This window comes from Streptomyces bluensis (genome assembly GCF_014650715.1).
In the GTDB taxonomy this organism is placed as follows: domain Bacteria; phylum Actinomycetota; class Actinomycetes; order Streptomycetales; family Streptomycetaceae; genus Streptomyces; species Streptomyces bluensis.
Genome location: NZ_BMVM01000023.1, coordinates 13335 through 38660, shown reverse-complemented (window position 1 = coordinate 38660; position 25326 = coordinate 13335). Strand labels below are relative to the sequence as shown.

At 69.6% G+C, this 25326-nt stretch carries 26 protein-coding genes; 5 read left to right on the top strand and 21 right to left on the bottom strand.

Annotated elements, in window-relative coordinates:
- Positions 1-81: 81 nt before the first annotated feature.
- The gene (locus IE262_RS35055) at positions 82-474 is read right to left on the bottom strand and encodes an SCO5389 family protein (protein WP_134029965.1); all 393 of its coding nucleotides are present in this window, start codon (positions 472-474) and stop codon (positions 82-84) included.
- Positions 475-795: 321 nt separating this feature from the next.
- Here IE262_RS35055 and nucS point away from each other — a divergent pair, with 321 nt between their 5' ends.
- Positions 796-1476, top strand: coding sequence for an endonuclease NucS (gene nucS, locus IE262_RS35050; RefSeq protein ID WP_134029962.1), 681 nt, complete (start codon positions 796-798; stop codon positions 1474-1476).
- A gap of 56 nt (positions 1477-1532) precedes the next feature.
- Here the strand turns inward: nucS and IE262_RS35045 are convergent, their stop codons facing one another.
- The 3 genes from IE262_RS35045 to IE262_RS35035 all read right to left on the bottom strand — a co-directional run bounded on the left by IE262_RS35045 (position 1533) and on the right by IE262_RS35035 (position 5762).
- Positions 1533-4070 (bottom strand): ATP-binding protein, encoded by a 2538-nt coding sequence (locus tag IE262_RS35045; RefSeq protein WP_189879476.1) that lies wholly within the window; start codon positions 4068-4070, stop codon positions 1533-1535.
- 362 nt (positions 4071-4432) lie between these two features.
- A complete protein-coding gene (locus tag IE262_RS35040; RefSeq protein WP_131559056.1) occupies positions 4433-4756 on the bottom strand; it encodes an STAS domain-containing protein in 324 nt (107 codons plus the stop codon).
- 157 nt (positions 4757-4913) lie between these two features.
- On the bottom strand, positions 4914-5762 hold the full coding sequence (locus IE262_RS35035) for a 3-hydroxyacyl-CoA dehydrogenase family protein (protein WP_134029956.1): 849 nt from the start codon (positions 5760-5762) through the stop codon (positions 4914-4916).
- Positions 5763-6040: 278 nt separating this feature from the next.
- On the opposite strand from IE262_RS35035, the gene IE262_RS35030 reads away from it, so the two are divergent.
- Positions 6041-6613, top strand: a complete 573-nt coding sequence (locus IE262_RS35030; protein ID WP_134029953.1) for a cob(I)yrinic acid a,c-diamide adenosyltransferase — start codon at positions 6041-6043, stop codon at positions 6611-6613.
- A 4-nt stretch (positions 6614-6617) separates the two neighbouring features.
- On the opposite strand, the gene IE262_RS35025 is transcribed toward IE262_RS35030, so the two are convergent.
- Positions 6618-6815, bottom strand: coding sequence for a DUF5708 family protein (locus IE262_RS35025; protein WP_134029950.1), 198 nt, complete (start codon positions 6813-6815; stop codon positions 6618-6620).
- Positions 6812-7408 carry a hypothetical protein gene (locus IE262_RS35020; protein ID WP_189879474.1) on the bottom strand — a complete coding sequence of 199 codons (597 nt, stop codon included), beginning with the start codon at positions 7406-7408 and terminating at the stop codon, positions 6812-6814. Before IE262_RS35020 ends, IE262_RS35025 begins: the two co-directional genes overlap by 4 nt.
- 160 nt (positions 7409-7568) lie before the next feature.
- Between IE262_RS35020 and IE262_RS35015 the strand changes: the two genes are divergently transcribed.
- The 3 genes from IE262_RS35015 (at position 7569) to IE262_RS35005 (ending at position 11401) form a co-directional block, all read left to right on the top strand.
- Entirely contained in the window at positions 7569-8753 is a 1185-nt protein-coding gene (locus IE262_RS35015) for a sensor histidine kinase (protein WP_189879472.1), read from the top strand.
- A complete protein-coding gene (locus tag IE262_RS35010; RefSeq protein WP_134029941.1) occupies positions 8750-9391 on the top strand; it encodes a response regulator in 642 nt (213 codons plus the stop codon). The genes IE262_RS35015 and IE262_RS35010 overlap by 4 nt, the downstream gene beginning before the upstream one ends.
- 183 nt (positions 9392-9574) lie before the next feature.
- Entirely contained in the window at positions 9575-11401 is a 1827-nt protein-coding gene (locus tag IE262_RS35005) for a glycoside hydrolase family 18 chitinase (RefSeq protein ID WP_134029938.1), read from the top strand.
- Positions 11402-11478: 77 nt separating this feature from the next.
- Here IE262_RS35005 and IE262_RS35000 read toward each other — a convergent pair whose 3' ends face one another.
- From IE262_RS35000 to prmC, 15 genes are all read right to left on the bottom strand, one after another.
- A complete protein-coding gene (locus IE262_RS35000; protein WP_134029935.1) occupies positions 11479-11934 on the bottom strand; it encodes a DUF2550 domain-containing protein in 456 nt (151 codons plus the stop codon).
- A gap of 134 nt (positions 11935-12068) precedes the next feature.
- Positions 12069-12443, bottom strand: a complete 375-nt coding sequence (locus IE262_RS34995; RefSeq protein WP_134029932.1) for a F0F1 ATP synthase subunit epsilon — start codon at positions 12441-12443, stop codon at positions 12069-12071.
- Between the two features lie 142 nt (positions 12444-12585).
- Positions 12586-14022, bottom strand: coding sequence for a F0F1 ATP synthase subunit beta (gene atpD, locus IE262_RS34990; protein ID WP_189879470.1), 1437 nt, complete (start codon positions 14020-14022; stop codon positions 12586-12588).
- A complete protein-coding gene (locus tag IE262_RS34985) occupies positions 14022-14939 on the bottom strand; it encodes a F0F1 ATP synthase subunit gamma (RefSeq protein ID WP_189879468.1) in 918 nt (305 codons plus the stop codon). Before IE262_RS34985 ends, atpD begins: the two co-directional genes overlap by 1 nt.
- Before the next feature lie 20 nt (positions 14940-14959).
- Entirely contained in the window at positions 14960-16549 is a 1590-nt protein-coding gene (gene atpA, locus IE262_RS34980) for a F0F1 ATP synthase subunit alpha (RefSeq protein WP_134029923.1), read from the bottom strand.
- Between the two features lie 132 nt (positions 16550-16681).
- The gene (locus IE262_RS34975; RefSeq protein WP_134029920.1) at positions 16682-17497 is read right to left on the bottom strand and encodes a F0F1 ATP synthase subunit delta; all 816 of its coding nucleotides are present in this window, start codon (positions 17495-17497) and stop codon (positions 16682-16684) included.
- On the bottom strand, positions 17494-18051 hold the full coding sequence (locus tag IE262_RS34970; protein WP_189879466.1) for a F0F1 ATP synthase subunit B: 558 nt from the start codon (positions 18049-18051) through the stop codon (positions 17494-17496). The genes IE262_RS34975 and IE262_RS34970 overlap by 4 nt, the downstream gene beginning before the upstream one ends.
- Before the next feature lie 41 nt (positions 18052-18092).
- Positions 18093-18326, bottom strand: coding sequence for an ATP synthase F0 subunit C (gene atpE, locus IE262_RS34965; RefSeq protein WP_189879464.1), 234 nt, complete (start codon positions 18324-18326; stop codon positions 18093-18095).
- A gap of 70 nt (positions 18327-18396) precedes the next feature.
- Positions 18397-19215 (bottom strand): FoF1 ATP synthase subunit A, encoded by an 819-nt coding sequence (gene atpB, locus IE262_RS34960; RefSeq protein WP_506005236.1) that lies wholly within the window; start codon positions 19213-19215, stop codon positions 18397-18399.
- A 225-nt stretch (positions 19216-19440) separates the two neighbouring features.
- Positions 19441-19878 (bottom strand): Cg1360 family ATP-synthase-associated protein, encoded by a 438-nt coding sequence (locus IE262_RS34955; protein WP_134029914.1) that lies wholly within the window; start codon positions 19876-19878, stop codon positions 19441-19443.
- Between the two features lie 297 nt (positions 19879-20175).
- Positions 20176-21531 carry an MraY family glycosyltransferase gene (locus tag IE262_RS34950; RefSeq protein ID WP_189879463.1) on the bottom strand — a complete coding sequence of 452 codons (1356 nt, stop codon included), beginning with the start codon at positions 21529-21531 and terminating at the stop codon, positions 20176-20178.
- A gap of 186 nt (positions 21532-21717) precedes the next feature.
- The gene (glyA, locus tag IE262_RS34945; RefSeq protein WP_189879461.1) at positions 21718-22956 is read right to left on the bottom strand and encodes a serine hydroxymethyltransferase; all 1239 of its coding nucleotides are present in this window, start codon (positions 22954-22956) and stop codon (positions 21718-21720) included.
- Between the two features lie 144 nt (positions 22957-23100).
- Positions 23101-23781 carry an arsenate reductase/protein-tyrosine-phosphatase family protein gene (locus IE262_RS34940; protein ID WP_134029905.1) on the bottom strand — a complete coding sequence of 227 codons (681 nt, stop codon included), beginning with the start codon at positions 23779-23781 and terminating at the stop codon, positions 23101-23103.
- Entirely contained in the window at positions 23778-24425 is a 648-nt protein-coding gene (locus tag IE262_RS34935; RefSeq protein ID WP_134029902.1) for an L-threonylcarbamoyladenylate synthase, read from the bottom strand. Before IE262_RS34935 ends, IE262_RS34940 begins: the two co-directional genes overlap by 4 nt.
- 50 nt (positions 24426-24475) lie before the next feature.
- The gene (prmC, locus tag IE262_RS34930) at positions 24476-25321 is read right to left on the bottom strand and encodes a peptide chain release factor N(5)-glutamine methyltransferase (protein ID WP_134029899.1); all 846 of its coding nucleotides are present in this window, start codon (positions 25319-25321) and stop codon (positions 24476-24478) included.
- Between the last annotated feature and the right edge of the window lie 5 nt (positions 25322-25326).

Below are 25326 nucleotides of genomic sequence, written 5' to 3'. Positions count from 1 at the left end.
GCCGCCCCGGTACGAATGCACCTCCCGCGTACGGAGCGGCAAGCAGTGCGGCTGGTGCCGCTGACGCGGCGCCGGGCCGCCTCAGCAGTCCCGGAGCTCCGGTGACTGGTTCAGCAGCTGGTTGCGCACAGAGGTGAAGCGAGCCAGCGTGTCGTCCACTGCGGGGTCGAGCGGAAACACGGCCACCCGGTGGCAGTTCTGGAAGGCCAGCCGCACACCGAAGTGCCGCTGCAGCGCGCCGCGTATCGCGTCGCTCGCGAGCGCACGCAGCAGCTGGCCACGTGCCTGCTCGTCCGGCGGGGGCGTCTGGTTGTCGGCGAACTGGCCGCCGTCGACCTTCAGCTGGGCCACCAGGGAGCTGATCATCTCCCATGCGTAGGGCAGGGAGGTCCGGACGCAGTCGACGAAGGCGGCTTCGTCGACCTCGCCTCGCTCGGCCTGTTCGAGTAGGGCCGGTGAGACGTCGAGCGACATGGGTTCTCCTCTCGGACCCCCGCCCGGGCGGGGGTTGACGGACAGGGAGGGAGTTCGCGATATCGAACACGCTGCGTACACGCGCCGCGACCTCCCGTTTATACGTTAAGCACCGGGCGGTGACCGCACCAGGAGAATGGGGATACGGGGAACTCCCACTAGGACCACAATCAGCCATTGCCGCAAACGAGTTGCCTCGGGCACATGCCGAACGACGGCACGCGCCGGGCGGGCACGGCACGTACCCGCCCCAGGGCCCTCAAGGGGTTCTGAGGAGGGCGAATCGCGTGCGGCGGCGGATGTCGAGTAGCGTTTCCGACCATGCGTCTCGTCATTGCCCGCTGCTCCGTGGACTACGCCGGGCGGCTCACGGCCCATCTCCCCTCAGCTCCCCGCCTGATCCTGGTGAAGGCGGACGGCAGCGTCTCGATCCACGCGGACGACCGGGCCTACAAGCCTCTCAACTGGATGTCCCCGCCCTGCGCGCTGAAGGAGGGCGAGGGAGACGGTGACGGCACAGCGGGCGTCTGGACCGTCACCAACAAGGGGGGCGAGAAGCTCATCATCACCATGGAGGAGGTCCTCCACGACTCCTCGCACGACCTGGGCGTGGACCCGGGCCTGATCAAGGACGGCGTGGAAGCGCACCTCCAGGAGCTGCTCGCCGACCGTATCGAGACCCTGGGCGAGGGCTACACGCTCATCCGCCGCGAGTACATGACCGCCATCGGCCCCGTCGACATCCTGTGCCGGGACGCCGACGGGCAGACCGTGGCCGTGGAGATCAAGCGGCGCGGCGAGATCGACGGTGTGGAGCAACTCACGCGCTACCTGGAGCTGCTGAACCGCGACCCGCACCTCGCTCCCGTACGCGGCATCTTCGCCGCCCAGGAGATCAAGCCCCAGGCCCGGGTCCTCGCCACGGACCGCGGCATCGGCTGCACGGTCCTGGACTACGACGCGCTCCGCGGCATCGAGGACGACAAGCTGCGGCTGTTCTGAGCGGCGACGCGGCTGGGGGCCGGGTCCGCAGTCCGGCCCCGGCCCTCAGTCGTGCGTCAGATCACCGACGGGTCGCCCGCCGTTCCGCTCGGCGAGCCGGGGGCGCTGCTGTCCGGGGCACTCGCGGAGCTGCTGGTCTCCGCCGGCGGGCTGGACGCGGGGCCGCCGGCCGAGGTGCTGGTCTGCGGCGGGGGGTCCGACGGCTCCGACTGGCTGGGCGTCGGGTCCGGTGACGTCGGGGAATCGCTGGGCGGCTGCGGCTTCGACTCCGACGCGGAGGGCGTGGGCGACGGCGGCTTGGACGGCGACTTCGTGGGCGACTTGGACGGGGACGTCGTCGGCTTGTCCGGCCCCTCCGTTTCACTCGGATCGCCCGATGGCGAGTCGCTCGGCGTGGGCGTGGGGTCGTCCGCCGTGCCGAGGGTCCCGTCCGGGCCCGGGTCCGTGGGCTCGGACACGGCGCCGGGGTCGTCGCCCGAGCCCTTCCTCGCGCGGTCCGCGCCCAGCTCGCCGTCGTCGGCGCCGGTGCCGGCCGACGGGTTGACGCCGACCTTCTCGGACGGGGTGGTGTCGCTGTTGCCGGAGGTCGCCCCCAGGGTCACCACCGTGCCGAGCACGGCCGCGAGCAGCGCGCCCGCGCCGGCGGCCACCACGTTGCGCCGGGCACCGCTGACCAGGCGGCCCCTGACGCCGCCCCGGCCGGCGGGACCGGCTCCCGCCTGGGTCGCGACCAGTGTCGAGGTGTCGCCCGGTGTCCGGGGCGGGCCGCCGTACCCGGGGACGAAGGCGGAGGGCACACCACCAGGAGGCGCCGCCGACTCCTCGTGCCGGGCGTCCGGCACCTCCTCCCCCGCCGCCGTGCGCCCTCCGGGCGGGGTCGCCCCGGAGCGGTCGGCGACCAGCGCCAGGGCGCGCCGGCCCGCGACCGTGCCGCGCTTGTCGGCGAGGGCGCCGCGCAGCCCGATGGACGCCTCCAGCTCGGCGCGGGCCCGGTCGAGCTGCCCGGTGCAGAGCGCGAGGACGCCCAACTCATGGTGGAAGTAGGCCTGATCGCCGACCTCACCGGTGAGCCGGGCCGCCTCGGCGCCGGACCGCAGCGCCCGCTCCCAGGCGCCCCACTGCAACCCGGCGGCGAACGCGGGCGCGGCCTGCCGGGCCAGCCGTACGGCGGCGCTCTCCTCGTCCTCGGCGGGAAGCGTGGCGAGGGGGACGACAGCGGTCAGCGCGGCGAGCACGGCGTCGGCCTCGGCCGCGACCCGCTCGGGCGTGACCGAGGGGTGCCCGGTCCACCAGGCGTAGTGCCGGGCGGCGGTGACGGCCCGCTCCCCGGCGTCGGCCGCGTACCCGGCGGCCTCCAGCTGGGTCTGCACCCCGGCCGCGAGCCGGTAGCGCGAGCCGACCGGGGTCACCAGGGCGCAGCCCACCAGTTCGGCGAGGGCGGCGTCCGCGTGGGTGTCCCCCACCAGTGCGGGCAGATGGGCCTGGTGCGGCACCTCGCCGCCGAGCGCGACCGCGAACCGCAGCGTGGCGCGTGCCGACTCGCTCAGCCGGGACGCGAGGAGCGCGGCGGGCGCGGCGCCCTCGGCGATGGACGGCAGCGGTACGTCGTGGCCGTCCCCGACGTCGAAGGGCGCGTCGGCCGGTGCCTCCTGGAAGACGCCGAACTCGTCGAAGGCGTCCGCGTCGCCGCGCAGCCGGTCCCGCTGCCGCAGCAGCGCACCGGCCTGCATGAACCGCAGTGGCAGGCCCTCGGACTCGAACCAGAGGTCGCCCGCCCAGTTCGACTCCTCCTCGGTGAGGACGCGGCCGACGGCGCGCTCCAGCAGCTCCAGCCCGCCGGCACGGTCGAGCCCGCCCAGGAACACCTCTTCGAGGAGTGAGTCGGCGGACGGCGCGGGGACGTCGGGTGTGACGGCGAGCAGGAAGGCGCACTCGGGGGTCGCGTCGAGCAGTTCGTCGAGCGCGCTGCCGCCGAACTCCAGGTCGTCGAGGACGACGACCGCGCCGATCTCCCGGACGAGATCCAGGAGTTCGTCCTGGTCCGGCCGGTGGAGCGGGCTCTTGTAGACGGTGGTGAACAGGTCGTGGAGCAGCTCGCCGCTCGTGCGCCGGTATCCGGAGAGGCGGACGACGCCGTCCGGGGCGAGGTCCGCACAGTCCTCGGCGACGAGGTCGAGGAGCGCGCTGCGGCCCGAGCCCGAGGGCCCGGTGAGGCGGACCGACCGGCCGCGTGCGAGGAGCCGTACGAGCCGTTCACGCTCGGCGTCGCGCTCCAGGAGCGGCAGCCGGGGCGACGAGGGGCCCGGAGGGACGGGCGGCCGGCCGGCGCGGTCGATCTCCGCCCGCTCGGCCTCCGGGTGCTTCTCGGGCCGTCCGGGGTGTTCCCGTGGCGGGCAGTTCTCCACCTCGCTGCCGTCGACGGGATTGACGGTGAGCAGGCAGTCGCCCGAGACGAGCTGGGCGGTGCGGGCGAGCACCACCGGAGCAGGCTGGCCGAAATCCGGCGTCAGTGAGTCGCGTGGCGGACGCGGACGCGGCGCCCGGTCTCCGTCGTCATGGCGGTGCTCTTCGGGTCCCCGGTTCATCGGGTCCATCGGTCTTTGCCCCCCAAGAAGCGTCGTGTGCCTGGGTCCTGTCCCCGGACTCCCGCACACTGCGCTGTCGCTTCTGGTCCGGTGCCCGCTCCGGGGTCGTCAGGGCGGCGGGCAGCCGAACCCTAAACCTTTGCACAGTATCCACGGAACGCAGGGTCCCGTGCTGTCCGAGACGTCACAGTCTCGTGAGGATTGCGCGAGTGGCGCCTTTCGCCCCGGAGACGTCCGGGTGTCTGCCCGTCCGCCGGGTCACAGATGGGTGCGCACGCGCATTCCCGCACGTCCGTTCACTTCCGGGCCGTCCTGTGCGGTGGCGTACCGATTCACCCCGGTCGTGGTTCGGTGTCACACGCGGGGCAGTCTCACACGCGGGGCAGTGACTCCACTCCGATGCCGCCCTCGATGGCCAGGATCCGGTGCAGCCGGGTGGCCACCAGCAGGCGTTGCATCTGCGGAGGCACCTCACGCAGCACCAGCCGCCGTCCGCACCGTCCCGCACGCCGGTGGACGCCCATGATCACCCCGAGCCCGGTGGCGTCCCACGAGTCCAACCCTGACAGGTCGAGCACCAGGTCACCGACTCCGTCGTCGATGGCCGAGTGCAGGACCGTACGGGCGTCCGCCGCGCTGCGGACGTCGAGGCGGCCCCCGACGACCAGCTCGGCGTGGTCGCCCCTGATGTACATATGCGCTCCCCGAGAGTGCGTCTTCGTACGCCGGTCGTTTCTGATGGATGCAACTTCTGACGTATCGGGAACCCTGGAGGTTGCCGTCCGTAAGCGAACCGATACCGAATTCACCCCATCGGATGACACCCGAGGGGTTCGCGTGGTTCCCGTGACGTCAGTGTGTGTAGAACCCCTGCCCGCTCTTCCGGCCGATGTCACCCGCGTCAACCATCCGGCGCATCAGCTCGGGCGGGGCGAACTTCTCGTCCTGGGACTCGGTGTAGATGTTGCTGGTCGCGTGCAGCAGGATGTCGACTCCGGTGAGGTCGGCCGTGGCGAGCGGCCCCATCGCGTGCCCGAAGCCCAACTTGCAGGCGAGGTCGATGTCCTCGGCGGTGGCCACGCCCGACTCGTACAGCTTCGCGGCTTCGACGACGAGGGCCGAGATGAGCCGGGTGGTGACAAAGCCGGCCACGTCGCGGTTGACGACGATGCAGGTCTTGCCGACGGACTCGGCGAACTCCCGCGCGGTGGCGAGGGTCTCGTCGCTGGTCTTGTAGCCGCGGACGAGTTCGCAGAGCCGCATCATCGGGACCGGCGAGAAGAAGTGCGTACCGACGACCCGTTCGGGGCGCTCGGTCACCGCCGCGATCTTGGTGATCGGGATGGCGGAGGTGTTGGAGGCGAGCACGGCCCCGTCGCCCACGAGCTTGTCGAGCGCGCGGAAGATCTCGTGCTTGACCTCCAGCTTCTCGAAGACGGCCTCGACGACGACGTCCGCGTCGCCGACGGCGTCCAGGTCGGTGGTCGCGGTGATACGGCCCAGGGCGGCCTCGGCGTCCGCGGCGTCCAGCTTGCCCTTGCTCACGAACTTGTCGTACGACGCCTTGATGCCGTCCGTGCCACGGGTGAGCGCCTCGTCGGTGACATCGCGCAGGACGACGTCCCAGCCCGCCTGGGCGGAGACCTGGGCGATACCGGACCCCATGAGACCGGCCCCGATGACGGCGAGCTTCCGTGTCACTGTGCGACTCCCCTGCCCTATATCGTGTTCACCTTTGAACTCCTCAGCGGACACTAGCAGCGGACTTGCGGGCAGGGCTGTGCGATCATTGGCGATCCTCCTCACAGTCCAAAGCCGGAGGAATCCGGCCTCAACGTCCGGAACGCCAATTCCTTGCGGGTTCGCGCTGGTTGGCGCGTCACAGACCGGCTGACGCCGAGGTCTCCACGCCCGGTGACCCGTATGCCTGGGCCCTGCTGGGGCTCGGCCGTCATCACAGGAGCGTCTAGATTGGCCATATGGTCAATCTGACGCGCATCTACACGAGGACCGGCGACCAGGGCACCACGAACCTCGGTGACATGAGCCGGGTGCCCAAGACCGACCTGCGCATCGCCGCCTACGCCGACGCCAACGAGGCGAACGCGGCGATCGGCACGGCGATCGCGCTGGGCGGTCTGGACGAGGAGGTCGTCAAGGTCCTCACCCGCGTCCAGAACGATCTCTTCGACGTCGGGGCCGACCTGTCCACACCCGTCGCCGAGAACCCGCAGTTCGCTCCCCTGCGGGTCGAGCAGTTCTACATCGACCGGCTGGAGGCGGACTGCGACCGCTTCCTCGCCGAACTGGAGAAGCTCCGCTCCTTCATCCTCCCCGGCGGCACACCCGGCGCGGCCCTGCTGCACCAGGCGTGCACGGTCGTACGACGGGCCGAGCGCTCGACGTGGGCGGCGATGGAGGTGCACGCGGACACCATGAACCCGCTCACGGCGACCTACCTCAACCGCCTGTCGGACCTGCTGTTCATCCTGGCCAGGACGGCGAACAAGGAGGTCGGGGACGTGCTGTGGGTACCGGGCGGGGAGCGCTGAGGCGCTACCGGCCCCCGGCGGACACGCGCACCGACTGGTACAGACCCATCACGGCCTGCGCGACCCCGACGCACATCATCACCACGCCGACCTTCGTCAAGGTGACGACCGGGACCTCCACGTCCTCGGTGAACAGCCACAGCGCCAAGCCGATCGCACCGGTGACGACCCCCTCCAGCAGGTTCTTCGACGCCCTGGTCACGACCGGACACTCTCCTTCTCCGTCTTCTCCGTCGTGAGCCGGGACTCCTCGTCGGTCCCGCCCGGCTCCTTCCTCGGCCAGATCGTGTACGACAGGGTGATCAGTCCGTAGATGACGACCGCGCGAACAGCCGCCCCCTGGAAGGCCCGCAGCGAGCTGACGTCTCCGGAGTCGCCGACGTACCAGACCGCGAGCTGAAGAAGCGCCAGCGCCACCGCGCCCCCGAGTACCGCCCTCAGCCACAGCTTCGCCTCGTGGCGGGCGCGGGCGCGACCGTAGCGCGGCGGCTTCGGCGGGGGCGGGCCGCCGCCCAGGCGGTGGGCCGCGTGGCCGTCGAGCCAGCGGATCGTGTAGTGGCCGAACGCCACGGTGTAGCCGATGTAGAGCGCCGCCAGACCGTGCTCCCAACTCGGCTCGGCACCGTTCTTCAGGTCGATCGCCGTCGCGACGAACAGGACCAGCTCCAGCACGGGCTCGCACAACAGCAGCACGACGCTCGTACGGCGCCATTTCAGCAGGTAGCGCACGCCCAGCCCCAGTGCCAGCAGCACCCAGAAGCCCACCTCGCAGGCGATGATCAACGCGACGACCACGGTTCGCTCCCTTCCTCCCCTCGGGACTCCTTCCAGGCTCCCGGCGGGACGCGCGGCATGCGTCGTCGGTGATGACGAAGTCGCGGTACATCGAAAGATGCAGCCCGGGACCCTCCCCCGGGGTCAGGCGCCGGGTCCGTACGCCGTGTTGGATGGGGTCATGGCCGTACGACTCCCCCGCCCGCACCGCTTCGACGTGTACCTCGCGGTGACCGGTCTGCTCGGCGGGCTCGCGCTGTGGGCGATCGGTCTGGGCATGCGGGCGGCCGAGGAGCCGATCGTGCTGTGGGCGGGGCGCTGGCCGCTCCTGCTGCCGCTCGCCGTCATGGCGGGCTGCGAGCTGCTGCGCCGGGCCGCTCCGCGTACGGCGCTGCTGACCGGCACGGCCGCGATCATCCTGGACACGCTCACGCAGGGCAGCCTGGCCACGGTCCTGATGTTCACCGACCTCATGTACGCGGCCGTCCTGTACGGTCCGCCCGAGTCGGCCCGCCGTATCCCGCGGATCACGGGGCTGCTCACCGTGGTCGGCACCGTGGTGCCGTTCGCGATGTGGCGGGTCCCGGAGGCCCTGCTGATCGGCGTGGTCATCGGCCTGGTGTCGTACGGTCCCGCGGCCACCGGCCTGATCGTCCGCAACCACCGTGACGCCGCCGAGGCCGCCCGGCTGCGCGCCGAGCAGACCGCGCTGCTCGCCGAACTGGACCGCGGCCAGGCCGTGGCCGCCGAACGGGCCCGTATGGCAAGGGAGTTGCACGACATGGTGGCCAACCACCTGTCCGCGATCGCCATCCACTCCACGGCCGCGCTCTCCCTCGACGACCCGGGCACCTCCCGGCAGGCCCTCGGCGTGATCCGGGAGAACAGTGTCGCGGGCCTCGCGGAGATGCGGCGGCTGATCGGAATCCTGCGGGACTCCAGCGGTGACACCGAACCCACCGCCGCGCCCACGCTCGACGGGCTCGGCGCGCTGGTCGAGGGCGCCCGGGTCAACGGGCTCGACGTGACGCTCGACGCCGCCCCCGTCCAGGTCCCCGCGCCGGTGGAGCTCGCGGCGTACCGCATCGTCCAGGAGTCCCTGACCAACGCCCTCAAGCACGCCTGCCCCGGCCGGGTCGCCGTGACGCTGGCCCGCCTGGACGGTTCCCTCACCGTCGCGGTCACCAGCCCCTTCGGCGACCGCGACAGCCCCCGGGCCCCGGGATCGGGCGCCGGACTGGTCGGCATGCGGGAGCGGGCCGCGCTGCTGGGCGGCACCTTCGAGGCCGGCCCCGAGGACTCCCCCGACGGCAAGGTCTGGGCCGTACGGGCCGCACTTCCCGTCACCGAAGGAGACCCCCCATGATCCGCGTGCTCGTCGCCGAGGACCAGTCCGCCGTACGTGCCGGGCTGGTGCTCATCCTGCGCAGCGCGCCCGACATCGAGGTGGTCGGCGAGGCCGCGGACGGTGAGCGGGCGGTGGCGCTCGCCCGTGAACTCCGGCCCGACCTGGTGCTGATGGACGTGCAGATGCCGCGCCTCGACGGGGTGTCGGCGACCCGGCAGGTCGTCGCGGAGGGGCTGGCCGACGTGCTCGTACTGACCACCTTCGACCTCGACGCGTATGTGTTCGGGGCGCTGCGGGCCGGGGCGTCCGGGTTCCTGCTCAAGAACACGGAGGCGAAGGACCTGCTGGAGGCCGTCCGGGCGGTGGGCCGGGGTGAGGGGCTGATCGCCCCGGCGGTCACCCGGCGCCTGATCGCCGAGTTCGCCGCCAAGCCGGTACGGGAGCCCGCGGCCGATCCGTCCGTCCTGGACACGCTCACCCGCCGCGAACGCGAGGTCCTCTCCTGCCTCGGGGAAGGGCTGTCGAACGCCGAGACCGCGGTACGGCTCGGTATGGCGGAAGCCACCGTGAAAACCCATGTCAGCCGGCTGCTCGGGAAGCTGAACCTCCGCAGCCGGGTCCAAGCGGCCGTACTGGCACAGGAGTTGGGCGTGTAGCCCCAGGGGCACATCGAGCGGACACCGGGCAGACACCGAGCGGAGACCGAGCGGACATACTGGTCCAGACCTCTTGACCGCTGGTCCAGACCTTTCTATTCTCACCGCACTGCGCCACGTCATGTTCATGTCCGAAACACCCCCCACACCCCACACCCCACACCCACGGACAAGGAGGCGCGCATGCGCTTCAGACACCGAGTTGCGGCCGGCTTCGCCACCCTGCTGCTCCCCCTCGCGGGTCTGGTCGGCCTCGCCGCACCGGCCCACGCGGCAGGCGAGGCCACCGCCACCTACACCAAGACCCAGGACTGGGGCACCGGCTTCGAAGGCAAGTGGACCGTCAAGAACACCGGTACCACCACGATCAGCTCCTGGACCGTCGAGTGGGACTTCCCCTCGGGTACGTCGGTGACCTCGGCCTGGGACGCCGACGTCACCTCCTCCGGCACCCACTGGACCGCCAAGAACAAGTCCTGGAACGGCTCCCTCGCTCCGGGCGCCGCCGTCTCCTTCGGTTTCAACGGGAGCGGCTCAGGCTCCCCGGCCAACTGCAAACTGAACACCGGCAGTTGTGACGGAGGCAGCAGCGTCCCCGGTGACTCGGGACCCTCCGCGCCCGGCACCCCCACCGCCTCGGACGTCACCAGCACCTCGGTCAAGCTGTCCTGGTCGGCCGCCACCGACGACAACGGCATCAAGAACTACGACGTCCTGCGCGGCGGCACCAAGGTCGCGACCGTGACCACGACCTCGTACACGGACACCGGCCTCACCGCCGGCACCGACTACTCCTACAGCGTGCAGGCCCGCGACACCGCCGACCAGACCGGCCCGGTGAGCGGCGCCGTCGCCGTACGGACCACCGGCGGCACCGATCCCGGACCCGCCCCCGGCTCGAAGGTCAACCTCGGCTACTTCACCGAGTGGGGCGTCTACGGCCGCAACTACCACGTCAAGAACCTGGTGACCTCGGGCTCCGCCTCGAAGATCACACACATCAACTACGCCTTCGGCAACGTCAAGAACGGCCAGTGCGTCGTCGACGACACCTTCGCCGCCTACGACAAGGCCTACACCGCCGACCAGTCCGTCAGCGGCACGGCCGACACCTGGGACCAGCCGCTGCGCGGCAACTTCAACCAGTTGCGCCAGCTGAAGGCCAAGTACCCGCACCTGAAGGTGCTGTACTCGTTCGGCGGCTGGACCTACTCCGGCGGCTTCGGGCAGGCCGCGCAGAACCCGGCCGCGTTCGCCAAGTCCTGCAAGGCCGTCGTCGAGGACCCGCGCTGGGCCGACGTCTTCGACGGCATCGACATCGACTGGGAGTACCCGAACGCCTGCGGTCTCACCTGCGACACCTCCGGACCCGCCGCCTTCAAGAACCTCATGCAGGCCCTGCGCACCGAGTTCGGCTCGAACTACCTGGTCACCGCCGCGATCACCGCGGACGGCTCCTCGGGCGGCAAGATCGACGCGGCCGACTACGGCGGCGCGTCACAGTACCTCGACTGGTACAACGTGATGACGTACGACTACTTCGGCGCCTGGGCGAACACGGGCCCGACCGCCCCGCACTCGCCGCTCACCTCGTACTCCGGCATCCCCACCGCCGGCTTCAACTCCGCCGACGCGATCGCCAAGCTGAAGTCGAAGGGCGTCCCGGCGGCCAAGCTGCTGCTCGGCATCGGCTTCTACGGCCGCGGCTGGACCGGCGTCACCCAGTCCGCGCCCGGCGGCACGGCGACCGGCGCGGCCACGGGCACGTACGAGGCGGGCATCGAGGACTACAAGGTGCTCAAGAACTCCTGCCCGGCCACCGGCACCATCGCGGGCACGGCCTACGCCCACTGCGGCAGCAACTGGTGGAGCTACGACACCCCCGCCACCATCGGCACGAAGATGACCTGGGCCAAGAACCAGGGCCTGGGCGGTGCGTTCTTCTGGGAGTTCAGCGGTGACACCAGCAACGGAGAGCTGGTGAGCGCCATCAACAATGGCCTGAAGTAGTGATCGTAGATATCAAGCGACGTTGACGCTCCCCCAGACTTCGTCCGGGGGGACCCCCACCCAGCGAGTGAATGTGGCTACGCCACATTCACTCGCTGTCCGGGCGGAGCCGCCTCCAGCCAGGCGAGGAAACCGGTCAGCGCGTCCTCGCTCATCGCCAGCTCAAGCCTGGCCCCCCGGTGCAGACAGGCGAGGATCACGGCGTCGGAGAGCAGCGCGAGTTCCTCCTCGCCCTCGGGGGTGCGGCGCCCGGCCACCTCGATCGCCGAGCGCTCCAGGGTGCGACGCGGGCGCGGGGAGTACGAGAACACGCGGAACCATTCGATGCGGTCGCCGTTGTAGCGGGCGATGCCGTAGCCCCAGCCCTTGCCGTTCTCCTCGCCCTTCTCGGGTTTCTCCGGAACGTCCCACCGCAGGCTGCAGTCGAAGGTGCCGCCGGAACGCTGGATCAGCCGCCGTCTCAGACCGAAGACGAACAGACCCACCACCACGAGCGCGACCACCAGCCCGCACAAAGTCAGAGCGAGGACCATCGGCACCGACCTCCTCGTCTCCTAGGTAACGGAACGGAAAAAACTCCCACATTCGCCTCAGCCGCGGCTGGGTCCGGATTGGATGAATCCGGTCCCAGCCGCGGCTGAGGTACAGCATCACATGATGCGCTTGATCAGCGCGCACCCACCGCACGCAGTCGGACGTCCGCGGCGCGCTCGGCGGAGGCGTCGCCCTCCGCCTTCGCGCGCTCAAGCTCGCGCTCCACGTGCTTGACGTCGATCTCGTCCGACAGCTCGGCGATCTCGGCCAGCAGCGACAACTTGTTGTCCGCGAACGAGATGAAACCGCCGTGCACCGCGGCGACGACCGTTCCCCCCTCGCTCGTACGGATGGTCACCGGGCCCGACTCCAGCACACCGAGCAGCGGCTGGTGACCGGGCATGACGCCGATGTCGCCGGACGTGGTGCGCGCGACGACCAGGGTGGCCTCGCCGGACCAGACCTCTCGGTCGGCCGCGACCATCGCGACGTGCAGCTCAGCAGCCAAGGTGGCTCCTCGGGTCACCACCCGGCGGTTCTGCCGGGTGTTGGGTCAATTCTAGAGGGCGTACGGAGGGGGACGGGACGCACCCCATGAGGTACGGTCCGTCCCCCTCACGCACAGAGGTACTGCTCGTCGGAGCCCGGCTTCAGGAGACGCCGAGTTCCTTCGCGTTCTTCTTCAGGTCCTCAAGACCACCGCACATGAAGAACGCCTGCTCCGGGAAGTGGTCGTACTCACCGTCGATGATCGCGTTGAACGCGGTGATCGACTCGTCCAGCGGCACGTCCGACCCGTCGACGCCGGTGAACTGCTTGGCGACGTGGGTGTTCTGGGACAGGAAGCGCTCCACGCGACGGGCACGGTGGACGACGAGCTTGTCCTCCTCGCCGAGCTCGTCGATACCGAGGATCGCGATGATGTCCTGGAGGTCCTTCATCTTCTGAAGGATGCTCTTCACGCGCATGGCCGCGTTGTAGTGGTCCGCCGAGATGTAGCGCGGGTCCAGGATGCGGGACGTGGAGTCCAGCGGGTCCACGGCCGGGTAGATGCCCTTCTCGGAGATCGGACGGGACAGAACCGTCGTCGCGTCGAGGTGGGCGAAGGTGGTGGCCGGGGCCGGGTCAGTCAGGTCGTCGGCGGGGACGTAGATCGCCTGCATCGAGGTGATCGAGTGACCGCGGGTCGAGGTGATGCGCTCCTGGAGGAGACCCATCTCGTCGGCCAGGTTCGGCTGGTAGCCCACCGCGGAGGGCATACGGCCGAGCAGGGTCGACACCTCGGAACCGGCCTGGGTGAAGCGGAAGATGTTGTCGATGAAGAACAGCACGTCCTGCTTCTGCACATCGCGGAAGTACTCCGCCATGGTCAGACCGGCCAGCGCCACGCGCAGACGGGTGCCCGGGGGCTCGTCCATCTGACCGAAGACCAGCGCGGTCTTGTCGATGACGCCCGACTCGCTCATCTCGTCGATGAGGTCGTTGCCCTCACGGGTGCGCTCACCGACACCGGCGAACACCGACACACCGTCGTGGTTGTTGGCGACGCGGTAGATCATCTCCTGGATGAGCACCGTCTTGCCGACGCCGGCGCCGCCGAACAGACCGATCTTGCCGCCCTTGACGTACGGGGTCAGCAGGTCGATGACCTTGACGCCGGTCTCGAACATCTCGGTCTTCGACTCAAGCTCGTCGAAGTTCGGGGCCTTGCGGTGGATCGGCCAGCGCTCGCCGTCGTACTGCTCGTCGACGTTGAGCACCTCACCGAGGGTGTTGAACACCTTGCCCTTGGTGAAGTCGCCGACCGGGACGGAGATGGCCGAGCCGGTGTCCGTCACCGGGGCCTGGCGGACCAGACCGTCGGTGGGCTGCATGGAGATGGTGCGGACCAGGCCGTCGCCCAGGTGCTGGGCGACCTCAAGGGTCAGCGTCTTCTTCGCACCGTCCTGCGCCGGGTCGCTGACCTCGACGTGCAGGGCGTTGTAGATGTCGGGCATCGCGTCGACGGGGAACTCCACGTCGACGACCGGGCCGATGACCCGGGCGACGCGGCCCGTAGCCGTGGCCGTCTCAACAGTGGTCGTCATTACTTGTCACTCCCCGCGGTCGCGTCGGCAAGGGCTGCGGAGCCACCGACGATCTCGCTGATTTCCTGGGTGATGTCGGCCTGGCGGGCCGCGTTGGCAAGCCGGGAGAGGTTCTCGATGAGCTCTCCCGCGTTGTCGGTGGCCGACTTCATCGCACGACGGGTGGCGGCGTGCTTGGAAGCGGCCGACTGGAGCAGCGCGTTGTAGATCCGGCTCTCGACGTAGCGCGGCAGCAGGGCGTCGAGGACGTCCTCCGCCGACGGCTCGAAGTCGTACAGCGGCAGGATCTCGCCCTTGGCGGACGACTCCTGCGCGACCTCGTCGAGGCTCAGCGGAAGCAGTCGGGCCTCGACCGCGTTCTGCGTCATCATCGAGACGAACTCGGTGTAGACGATGTGGAGTTCGTCCACACCGCCGTCCGCCGTCGCCTGCTCGATGGCCTCGATCAGGGGCGCCGCGACCTTCTTGGCGTCGGCGTACGAAGGCTCGTCGGTGAAGCCGGTCCACTGTTCCGTGATCTTGCGCTCACGGAAGTTGTAGTGGGCCACACCGCGCCGGCCGACGATGTACACGTCGACCTGCTTGCCCTCGGTCTCCAGGCGCGCCGTCAGCTTCTCCGCCGCCTTGATGACGTTGGAGTTGTACGCGCCGGCCAGACCGCGGTCGCTCGTCAGGAGCAGCACCGCGGACCGGGTGACCGTCTCGGCCTGGGTGGTCAGCGGGTGCTTGGTGTTCGAACCGGTGCCGACCGCCGTGACCGCGCGGGTCAGTTCCTGCGCGTACGGCGTGGAGGCCGCCACCTTGCGCTGCGCCTTGACGACGCGCGAGGCGGCGATCATCTCCATCGCCTTGGTGATCTTCTTGGTCGCGGTGACGGATCGGATGCGACGCTTGTAGACCCGGAGCTGGGCTCCCATGAGTCAGGTCCTTCCTTACGTCACTTGGCGGCGGCCGGGGCGTCCTCGCCGAGAAGCTTGCCGTCCGAGGTCTCGAACTGCTTCTTGAATTCGGCGATCGCGTCGGCGACAGCGGTGAGGGTGTCGTCCGACATCTTGCCGCCCTCCTTGATGGAGGTCATGAGGCTCTGCTCCTTGCGGTGCAGGAACTCCAGCAGCTCGCTCTCGAAGCGGCGGATGTCGGCGACCGGCACGTCGTCCATCTTGCCGGTGGTGCCGGCCCACACGGAGACGACCTGGTCCTCGGTGGACATCGGCTGGTACTGGTTCTGCTTCAGCAGCTCGACCATGCGCTGACCGCGCTCCAGCTGCGCCTTCGACGCGGCGTCCAGGTCGGAACCGAAGGCGGCGAACGCCTCCAGCTCACGGAACTGGGCGAGGTCCACGCGCAGACGGCCGGAGACCTGCTTCATCGCCTTGTGCTGGGCGGAACCACCGACTCGGGAGACGGAGATACCGACGTTCAGCGCGGGACGCTGACCGGCGTTGAAGAGGTCCGACTCCAGGAAGCACTGGCCGTCGGTGATGGAGATGACGTTGGTCGGGATGAACGCCGAGACGTCGTTGGCCTTGGTCTCGACGATCGGCAGACCCGTCATCGAGCCCTTGCCCATGTCGTCGGAGAGCTTCGCGCAGCGCTCCAGCAGCCGGGAGTGCAGGTAGAAGACGTCACCGGGGTAGGCCTCGCGGCCCGGCGGGCGGCGCAGCAGCAGGGACACGGCGCGGTAGGCGTCGGCCTGCTTCGAGAGGTCGTCGAAGATGATGAGGACGTGCTTGCCCTCGTACATCCACTGCTGGCCGATGGCCGAACCGGTGTACGGCGCCAGGTACTTGAAGCCGGCCGGGTCGGACGCCGGGGCGGCGACGATGGTCGTGTACTCCAGCGCGCCGTTCTCCTCCAGCGCGCGGCGGACCGACGCGATGGTGGAGCCCTTCTGGCCGATGGCGACGTAGATGCAGCGGACCTGCTTGTTCACGTCGCCCGAGCGCCAGTTGTCGCGCTGGTTGATGATCGTGTCGACGGCCAGGGCGGTCTTGCCGGTCTGGCGGTCACCGATGATCAGCTGGCGCTGGCCACGGCCGATCGGGGTCATCGCGTCGACGGCCTTGTAGCCGGTCTCCATCGGCTCGTGCACCGACTTGCGCTGCATGACCGTGGGGGCCTGCAGCTCAAGGGCGCGGCGGCCGGTGGTCTCGATCTCGCCGAGGCCGTCGATCGCGTTGCCGAGGGGGTCGACCACGCGGCCGAGGTAGCCGTCGCCGACCGGGACGGACAGCACCTCGCCGGTGCGGGAGACCGGCTGCCCCTCCTCGATGCCGCTGAACTCACCGAGGACGATGGCGCCGATCTCGCGCTCTTCCAGGTTCAGCGCGAGGCCGAGGGTGCCGTCCTCGAACTTCAGCAGTTCGTTGGCCATGGCCGAGGGAAGACCCTCGACCTTCGCGATGCCGTCGCCGGCAAGGGTGACCGTACCGACCTCCTCGCGCGAGGCCGCGTCCGGCTTGTACGACTGGACGAAGTTCTCCAGCGCGTCCCGGATCTCCTCCGGCCGGATCGTGAGCTCCGCCATCTGGGTTCCCTGCTCTCCTTGTTGGGCCCGAAGTTTCACTTTGGGGGTCTGGGGGCGACCCCCAGGATTCTTCTGCACGGCCCAACCAGGGCCGTAATAAGTACGTACTGCTCTTGAGTTGCCGCGTCGCCGCTAGCTCGCCATGCGACGGCCGGCGTCTTCCAGCCGGTCCGCGATGGAGCCGTTGATGACCTCGTCGCCGACCTGCACCCGGATTCCGCCGAGGACCTCGGGGTCCACGTCGATGTTGAGGTGCATCTGACGGCCGTAGAGCTTCGCGAGGGCGGCGCCCAGGCGCTGCTTCTGCCGGTCGTTCAGCGGAACCGCGGAGGTGACGGTGGCCACCAGTCGGTCCCGGCGCTCGGCGGCGAGCTTGGACAGGGATTCGAGTCCCGCCTCCAGGCTACGTCCACGCGGAGCGGTCACCAGGCGCGTCACCAGACGCTCGGTCGCCACGTTGGCGCGACCGCCGAGCAGGCTGCGCAGCAGCTCGCTCTTGGCCTGGGCGTTCGCGGACCGGTTGGTCAGGGCGGCCCGCAGCTCGGTGTTCGAAGAGACGATCCGGCCGAACCGGAACAGCTCGTCCTCGACGTCGTCGAGCGCGCCCGCCTTCTGGGCCGCGGTGAGGTCGGCCGTGTCGGCCAGCTCCTCCAGCGCGTCCACCAGGTCGCGCGACTGCGACCAGCGGGAGCGCACGGTGCCGGACACCAGGTCGGACGCGGCGCCGCTGACCTGACCGCCGAAGATGCGTCCGGCCAGGTCGGCCTTGGCGTCAGCGGCCTGCGCCGGGTCGGTGAGGACCCGACGCAAGCTGACCTCGCGGTCGAGCAGCGCGGTGACGGCGGCCAGCTCGTCGGCGAGCTGCGCCGCGTCCACGGACGTGGAGTCCGTCAGCGCGTCGAGACGCTCACGTGCGGCTGCCAGTGCCTCGCGGCTCGCTCCGTTCATCGCGCGGCCTCGGCCTTCGATGCGGCGTCGTCGAGCCCGTCGAGGAAGCGGTCGATCACGCGGCTCTGCCGGGCGTGGTCCTCAAGGGACTCGCCGACGAGCTTGCCGGCCAGTTCGGTGGCGAGCTTGCCGACGTCCTGGCGCAGCGCGGACGCGGCGGCCTTGCGGTCGGCCTCGATCTGGGAGTGGCCGGCGGCGATGATCTCCTCACGCTGCCGCTGGCCCTCCGCGCGCATCTCGGCGATGAGCGCGGCGCCCTGCTCCTGCGCCTCCTGGCGCAGACGCGCGGCCTCGTGCCGGGCCTCGGCGAGCTGAGCCTTGTACTGCTCAAGCACGCTCTGGGCCTCGACCTTCATGGCGTCGGCCTCTTCGATACCGCCTTCGATCGCCGCGCGGCGCTCTTCCAGAACCTTGTTGATGTTCGGGAGCAGCTTCTTCCAGAAGAAGAAGAACACGATGGCGAAGGCGATGGTGCCCACGAGCAGCTCGGGGCCCGGCGGGACAAGCGGGTTCTGCTTCTCCTCGGCCGCCAGCTGTACCAGGTTGGCGATCACATCAGTGCCTTCCGTTGAAAGGTTCGCTCGTCAGGGCTCGATCATCCGTAGACGAACGGCATGACGATGCCGATGAGGGCGAGCGCCTCACAGAAGGCGAAGCCCAGGATCTGGTTGGCACGGATCAGACCGGCGGCCTCGGGCTGGCGGGCCAGGGCCTGGGTGCCGTTACCGAAGATGATGCCGACGCCGACGCCGGGGCCGATGGCGGCAAGGCCATACCCGATGGAACCGATGTTGCCAGTGACGGCGGCGAGGGTCTCAGTGGCAGCCATGCTGATTCTTCCTTCTCTTTACGGACCGGTGGGAGTTGGCCACCGGACGATCAGGGGTGGGTGGGGGTGCTCAGTGGTGCTCGGCGAGAGCGCCCTGAATGTACGAGCAGGCGAGGAGCACGAACACGTACGCCTGGACGGCCTGCACGAAAAGCTCGAAGAGGATCATGACCATGGTCATGATGAAGGAGACACCGGCGGCCGGGATCAGCCAGCTGTTCAGCAGGTACCAGGAGGCGACCGTGAACATCACCAGCATCAGGTGACCGGCGAACATGTTCGCGAAGAGCCGGACCGCGTGCGTGAAGGGGCGGACCAGCAGGTTCGAGAAGAACTCGATGACCATCACGAGCGGCAGAACCGGGCCGAGTTCCTTGTCATAGCCGGTGACGTTCTTGAAGAAGCCGACGAAACCGTGCCGCTTGAAGGTCAGCGAGACCCACACCACGTAGACGATGCCTGCCAGCACGAACGGGTACGCGATGATCGAGGAGACCGGGAACTGGGCCAGCGGGATCACGGACCAGATGTTCATGATCCAGATGAAGAAGAACAGCGAGACCATCAGGGGGACGAACTTCTCGCCCTCCTTCTTACCGAGGGTCTCGTAGACGATGCCGCGGCGCACGAAGTCGTAGCCGGCCTCGCCGATCATCTGGAGCTTGCCCGGCACCACCTTCGCCTTGCCGAAGGCAAGGGTGAAGAAGGTGACCACCAGGAGGGTGGTGATGAGCGCGAGCAGCATCACCTTGTTGAACTCGAACCCGCCGACCGTGGCGATCGGCTTGAAGAGGAACGAGTGCAGGCCCGGGGCCGGGAAGCCGCAGCCGTTGTCGGACATGACCCGACAGCTCCAGTCAAAGGCGAGCTGGGTCTGGTCAGCACTCACCGCGGACTCCTTCGGCATGACGCATGGGTACGGCAACCTCGTTGTGTCGGCGCGGCGCGCAGCCGCGGATCGGCACCGGACTGGTGTTACGGATGTGAGGGCGGCTGGGGGGCATCAAGCCTCGCGATTGAGCAGGCGTCAGCTCAGATGCCCGCGCCCGCGATGCCGCAGTTGGCACCGGACGATAGCAGGACTTCGCACACACACTTATCCCGGCCCTACCTCTCACGACGAGTGCCCCGATTTTTCGGGCTTGCTGCCCGCGGAGGAATCGGGTTCGACATAGAGGATCTTGGCCTTCATATGGGCCCGCGTCTGGGCGGCGATCCACGCGAGCGTGGTGGCGATGAGGGTGATCGCGAAGGCCCTGGGGTGGAACAGCGTGGTGTTCTTGAACACGCTCAGGAAAACGAACAGCAGCAGGATCTGCGCCGCGTAGAGCATCAGACCCATCATCTGGAACAGCTGCGGCAGGGATTTGGCGGTGCGCTGCAGAACGTAGAGCCCGATTCCCATGAAGAGGATCGTGATCACCGCGGCCACGACGGCCCCGACCGCACCCTTGCCGCCGACGACCACACCGCTGACGACGGCAGCGATCGCGCCCACGGCGAGCGTGGGCACGGCGGCCTGCAGCAGGATCCGGACGTCATTGGACGGCATGGCGGCAACTCCGCTCAGTGAAGGGGGCAGGTGTCGTCATGGACGAGCGTAGCCCGGGGGTGTGAGGGAGAATCCCCCGCCGAGGACCGTCGCACTGCGGCCCTCCGGCTCTGTCCCGGGTTCTCGTGAACCGTATCACAAACTATTTGATGAGGTCTTTACCTGATCGGGGTGCCAGGTGTCACACATGAGGGTGAAGCCGCGCGTCCGTGCAAAAACCGCGCCCACTTGTCTGGTATTAGGGCGCTTTGCGCCTTGGGCTTCGAGTCAAGAGTTAGTCAGATTCTTACCTTCGCGTCAGCGCGAGGTTTCCGCCTTACGTCGGTCCAGGAGGCGTGAGCGGGCACCGAGCGCGGTGGCGCCGTTGAGGCGGCGTGCGGCCCCCGCGACGAGAGGGGTCCGCTGCTCGACGGGCTCCACGGCGTCCTCCGTCGCGTACGCGGGACTCGACGCGGCCGGTGCCACGACCGCGGCCTCCTCAGGGCGCCGGCGGCGGTACCGCGGGGGCACGAAGGCCTCGGCCCAGCGCGGGGCGCGCGGCGTGAAGCGGGGCAGCAGGAGCAGCACCAGTCCGACGAAGCTGAGCGCGGCCACGCCGAGGACGATCCACATCGAGGCCGAGTTCACCGAGTACGCCAGCGCGCCGAAGGCGATCAGCGCGGACCAGAAGTACATGATCAGCACCGCCCGGCTGTGCGAGTGGCCGATCTCCAGCAGGCGGTGGTGCAGGTGGCCGCGGTCGGCGGCGAACGGGGACTGGCCGCGCCAGGTGCGCCGCACGATCGCCAGCACCAGGTCGGCGGCGGGGATCGCGATGATCGTCAGCGGCAGCAGCAGCGGGATGTAGACGGGGACGGTCTGGTGGACCGTGTTGCGTTCCGAACCCGAGAACAGGTTCATGGCGTCGGGATCGATCTGCCCCGTGACGGAGATGGCGCCCGCGGCCAGGACGAGCCCGATGAGCATGGAGCCGGAGTCGCCCATGAAGATCCGGGCGGGGTGCATGTTGTGCGGCAGGAAGCCCAGACACATGCCCATGAGGATGGCCGCGAAGAGGGTGGCCGGGGCGGCGGCCTCGATGCCGTAGCTGTACCAGATGCGGTACGCGTACATGAAGAACGCCGCGGACGCGATGCACACCATGCCCGCGGCGAGCCCGTCGAGGCCGTCCACGAAGTTGACGGCGTTGATGGTGATGACGACGAGGGCGACCGTGAGCAGCGTGCCCTGCCACTGGGTCAGCGCGACGTTGCCGACGCCGGGGATGGGCAGCCACAGGATCGTCAGACCCTGCATGACCATGACGCCCGCGGCGATCATCTGGCCGCCCAGCTTGATCAGCGCGTCGATCTCGAACTTGTCGTCCAGGACGCCGATGAGCCAGATCAGCGCGGCGCCGGAGAGCAGGGCGCGCGGTTCGTTCGAGTTCTCGAAGACCTCGCTGAGGTTGGTGAGGTGGTCGGCGACCAACAGGCCCGCGCACAGCCCGAAGAACATGGCGATACCGCCGAGCCGGGGCGTGGGTTCTCGGTGGACGTCGCGCGCGCGGATCGCCGGCATGGCACCCGCCACGATCGCGAACTTCCGTACCGGCCCTGTCAGCAGATACGTCACCGCGGCCGTGATGCAGAGTGTCAGCAGGTATTCACGCACAGGCTTCCCCACAGGTCTCGCTGGCCATCTCAGCCCCACACCCTAGCGACGCGCGCATATGGTTGGGGACTTCCGGGTAGCGACGATGGTTGCACGTGTGGCTGTGCATGGTGGTGCGCCTACCCCACCTCGGCCGGTATACGAGGGGGACGTTCCTGGACATATCAGCCCCTCTCGTGCGCTTTCTCACTCCGGGTACGGCGGAAATCTCCCGGTCAGCTCCCGTACTTCTTCACGCGCCTGCCTTCCTTCGACCTCCTCGCGCAGCACCGCCGCGACCAGGACGGCGATCCGGGCCATCTCCGCCTCGCCCATGCCCTGCGTGGTCAGCGCCGCCGTGCCGAGCCGCAGACCACGGGCGTCACCGTGAGGCAGCGCACAGGTGTCGAGGACCATACCGGCCGCGGCCAGCCGCCCTCGCGCGGTGCGGCCGTCGACGCCGAGCGGCCCGGGGTCGACGATCACCATGTGGGTGTCGGTGCCGCCGGTGGTGACGACGAGCCCCGCGTCGGCCAGTCCCCGGGCGAGCGCCCTGGCGTTGGCGACGACCTGATGGGCGTACGCCGCGAAAGCCGGTGTCGCCGCCTCACCGAACGCGACGGCCTTGGCGGCGATGGTGTGCATCTGGGCGCCGCCCTGTGTGAACGGGAACACCGCCCGGTCGACGCGCTCCGCGAGATCGCCCCCGCAAAGGATCATGCCGCCGCGGGGGCCGCGCAGCACCTTGTGCGTGGTGGCGCAGACGATGTCTGCGTACGGCACCGGGGAGGGTGCCGCTCCCCCGGCGACGAGCCCCATGGGGTGGGCGGCGTCGGCGATGAGAAAGGCGCCGGTCTCGTCGGCGACCTCGCGGAAGAAGGCGTAGTCCATGTGACGCGGATAGGAGATGGACCCGCACACGATGGCCTTGGGCCGGTGGGTACGGGCCAGGGTGCGCACCTGGTCGTGGTCGATGAGCCCCGACTCGGCCTCGACGCCGTACCCGACGAAGTCGAACCAGCGCCCGGAGAAGTTGGCGGGCGACCCGTGCGTCAGATGCCCCCCGAAGGGCAGCCCCATGGCGAGAACGGTGTCCCCGGGCCTCAGCAGCGCGGCGTACGCGGCGAGGACGGCCGACGATCCCGAGTGCGACTGCACATTGGCGTGCTCGGCACCGAACAGCGCCTTCGCGCGCTCGACGGCGATCCGCTCGGCCACGTCGACGATCTCGCATCCGCCGTGATAGCGCGCCCCGGGATAGCCCTCCGCGTACTTGTTGGCGAGCGGCGACCCGAGGGCCGCGAGCACGGCCGGCGAGGTGAAGTTCTCGGCGGCGATGAGTTGCAGTGTCGTCGACTGCCGGGTCAGCTCGCCGAGCAGGACCTCGGCGAGTTCCGGGTCCTGCCGGCGCAGGACGTCCGCTTCGAGCGTGGGTATGACCGACATGGTGGACTCCGGGCGTCAGCGCTCCACTGGGTAGCGCACCGGCCTTCGGCAGGCCCGCTGAGAACCAATGTAGAGCTGTGCACCCTGGGGCGCCCGGTGTCGCGTCCAACCCGGTACACCCCGGTACCTCCGCGGACGGCGGCCTCAGGTCCGCGCGGGGACCCCCGTCAGCGCCGTCACCACCGGATCGAGCGCCTGGTGTATCTCGTCCCCCACCGAGCGGAAGAACGGCAGCGGCGCCCCGTACGGGTCGTACACCTCGTCCGCCTCCGCAGTCGGCGCGAGGAGCCAGCCGCGCAGCGCCGCCCCGGCCCGCACCAGCGCCCGCGCACGCGCGACCAGGCCGTCCTCCAGCGGGGGCAGCGTGGCGGGGTCTATCGCGCGGACGAGGCGGGTGAACTCCTTCAGGGTGAAGGTGCGCAGGCCCGCCGAGTGGCCCATGGAGATGACCTGGGCGCGGTGGTCCCGGGTCGCGGTGAGGACCAGGTCGGCGCGGATGACGTGCTCGTCCAGGAGTTCGCGGCCCACGAAGCCGGTGGCGTCCGCGCCGAAATCCGCGAGGACCGCCTCGGCGTTGGCCTCCATGGGCGCGCCCTCGTGACCCCAGGTGCCGGCACTCTCGACGATCAGCGCGCCGCCCAGGACGCCGAGCCGCTGGCTCACGTAATGCCGGGTCAGCCGCTCGGTGATGGGCGAGCGGCACACGTTGCCGGTGCTGACGTGGAGGATGCGGAAGCGGTCACGCGGGAGCCCGACGAATGTCGTCGTGATCTCCGCCGCACGTTCCCCGTTCCCTATGCCACGCCCCGTGTCAGGGGCCGTCAATTCGCCACCTCAAGGTCGGGTACGACCTTGCGCAGCTCGTCCGCCGACAGGGCGCCCGCACGCAGCAGCACCGGCACCTTGCCCGTGACGTCGACGATCGAGGACGGCACGTTGCCCGGGGTCGGGCCGCCGTCCAGATAGACGGAGATGGAGTCGCCGAGCATCTCCTGCGCGGCGTCGCAGTCCTCCGGCGCGGGATGTCCGGTCAGGTTCGCCGAGGACACCGCCATCGGGCCGGTCTCCGTCAGCAGCTCGATCGCGACCGGGTGCAGGGGCATGCGCACGGCGACCGTGCCCCGGGTGTCCCCGAGGTCCCACTGGAGGGAGGGCTGGTGCTTGGCGACCAGCGTGAGCGCGCCCGGCCAGAAGGCGTCGACGAGCTCCCAGGCCATCTCGGAGAAGTCCGTGACGAGGCCGTGCAGCGTGTTCGGGGAGCCGATGAGGACGGGGGTGGGCATGTTGCGGCCGCGCCCCTTGGCCTCCAGCAGATCGGCCACGGCCTCCGAGGAGAACGCGTCGGCGCCCACGCCGTACACGGTGTCGGTGGGGAGGACCACCAGCTCGCCACGGCGGACTGCGGAGGCGGCCTCGCGCAGACCCGTCGCGCGGTCGGTCGCGTCGTTGGTGTCGTATCGCCGTGCCATCTAGCGAGCCTCCTCGTACACATACTGCTGGACTGAAGTCGGTGGCGTGCTCACGGCAGCGCCTTGCGTGCGGTCGCGAAACGCGGCCGGTTGTTGAGGTCGGGGTGGTCGGCCGCGTCGGCCCAGCCCCGCTCCTCGGTGAAGATCCACGGCACCTGGCCGCCCTGGGTGTCCGCGTGCTCGACCACGACGACACCGCCGGGCCGCAGCAGGCGGTGCGCGGTGCGCTCGATGCCCCGAATCAGATCCAGGCCGTCCTCACCGGAGAACAGGGCGAGCTGGGGATCGTAGTCCCGCGCCTCGGGAGCGACGTACTCCCATTCCGTCAGCGGGATGTACGGAGGATTGGAGATGACCAGGTCGACCTGGCCGTCGAGGTCGCGGAAGGCGTCCAGGGCGTTTCCCTGACGCAGGTCGACCCTCGATCCGGTCATGTTCTTGCGGGTCCACACCAGGGCGTCCTCGGACAGCTCCACGGCGTGCACCCGGGAACGCGGCACCTCCTGCGCGAGCGCGAGCGCGATGGCGCCGGAGCCGGTGCACAGGTCGACGATGCACGGCTCGACGACGTCCATGGCCCGTACGGCGTCTATCGCCCAGCCGACCACGGACTCGGTCTCGGGGCGGGGCACGAACACGCCCGGCCCGACCTGGAGTTCCAGGTACCGGAAGAAGGCCCGCCCGGTGATGTGCTGCAAGGGCTCCCGCTGCTCACGGCGCGCGATGACCTCCCAGTACCGGGCGTCGAAGTCCGAGTCCTTCACGGAGTGCAACGCGCCCCGCTTCACGCCGTGCACGAACGCGGCGAGTTCCTCCGCGTCGTTGCGCGGCGAGGGCACGCCGGCATCGGCCAGCCGCTGGGTGGCCTGGGCCACCTCTGCGAGCAGCAGGTTCACGCAAG

What these genes read in the sequence shown, in the direction of transcription:
- IE262_RS35055 (WP_134029965.1), bottom strand. Translation starts at nt 474, where the DNA reads ATGTCGCTCGACGTCTCACCGGCCCTACTCGAACAGGCCGAGCGAGGC.
- IE262_RS35000 (WP_134029935.1), bottom strand. Translation starts at nt 11,934, where the DNA reads ATGGTCCTCGCTCTGACTTTGTGCGGGCTGGTGGTCGCGCTCGTGGTG.
- atpE (WP_189879464.1), bottom strand. Translation starts at nt 18,326, where the DNA reads ATGGCTGCCACTGAGACCCTCGCCGCCGTCACTGGCAACATCGGTTCC.
- atpA (WP_134029923.1), bottom strand. Translation starts at nt 16,549, where the DNA reads ATGGCGGAGCTCACGATCCGGCCGGAGGAGATCCGGGACGCGCTGGAG.
- atpD (WP_189879470.1), bottom strand. Translation starts at nt 14,022, where the DNA reads ATGACGACCACTGTTGAGACGGCCACGGCTACGGGCCGCGTCGCCCGG.
- IE262_RS35030 (WP_134029953.1), top strand. Translation starts at nt 6,041, where the DNA reads ATGGTCAATCTGACGCGCATCTACACGAGGACCGGCGACCAGGGCACC.
- IE262_RS34935 (WP_134029902.1), bottom strand. Translation starts at nt 24,425, where the DNA reads ATGGCACGGCGATACGACACCAACGACGCGACCGACCGCGCGACGGGT.
- IE262_RS35005 (WP_134029938.1), top strand. Translation starts at nt 9,575, where the DNA reads ATGCGCTTCAGACACCGAGTTGCGGCCGGCTTCGCCACCCTGCTGCTC.
- IE262_RS34985 (WP_189879468.1), bottom strand. Translation starts at nt 14,939, where the DNA reads ATGGGAGCCCAGCTCCGGGTCTACAAGCGTCGCATCCGATCCGTCACC.
- glyA (WP_189879461.1), bottom strand. Translation starts at nt 22,956, where the DNA reads ATGTCGGTCATACCCACGCTCGAAGCGGACGTCCTGCGCCGGCAGGAC.
- IE262_RS34975 (WP_134029920.1), bottom strand. Translation starts at nt 17,497, where the DNA reads ATGAACGGAGCGAGCCGCGAGGCACTGGCAGCCGCACGTGAGCGTCTC.
- IE262_RS34955 (WP_134029914.1), bottom strand. Translation starts at nt 19,878, where the DNA reads ATGCCGTCCAATGACGTCCGGATCCTGCTGCAGGCCGCCGTGCCCACG.
- IE262_RS35040 (WP_131559056.1), bottom strand. Translation starts at nt 4,756, where the DNA reads ATGTACATCAGGGGCGACCACGCCGAGCTGGTCGTCGGGGGCCGCCTC.
- IE262_RS35015 (WP_189879472.1), top strand. Translation starts at nt 7,569, where the DNA reads ATGGCCGTACGACTCCCCCGCCCGCACCGCTTCGACGTGTACCTCGCG.
- IE262_RS35045 (WP_189879476.1), bottom strand. Translation starts at nt 4,070, where the DNA reads ATGGACCCGATGAACCGGGGACCCGAAGAGCACCGCCATGACGACGGA.
- nucS (WP_134029962.1), top strand. Translation starts at nt 796, where the DNA reads ATGCGTCTCGTCATTGCCCGCTGCTCCGTGGACTACGCCGGGCGGCTC.
- IE262_RS35010 (WP_134029941.1), top strand. Translation starts at nt 8,750, where the DNA reads ATGATCCGCGTGCTCGTCGCCGAGGACCAGTCCGCCGTACGTGCCGGG.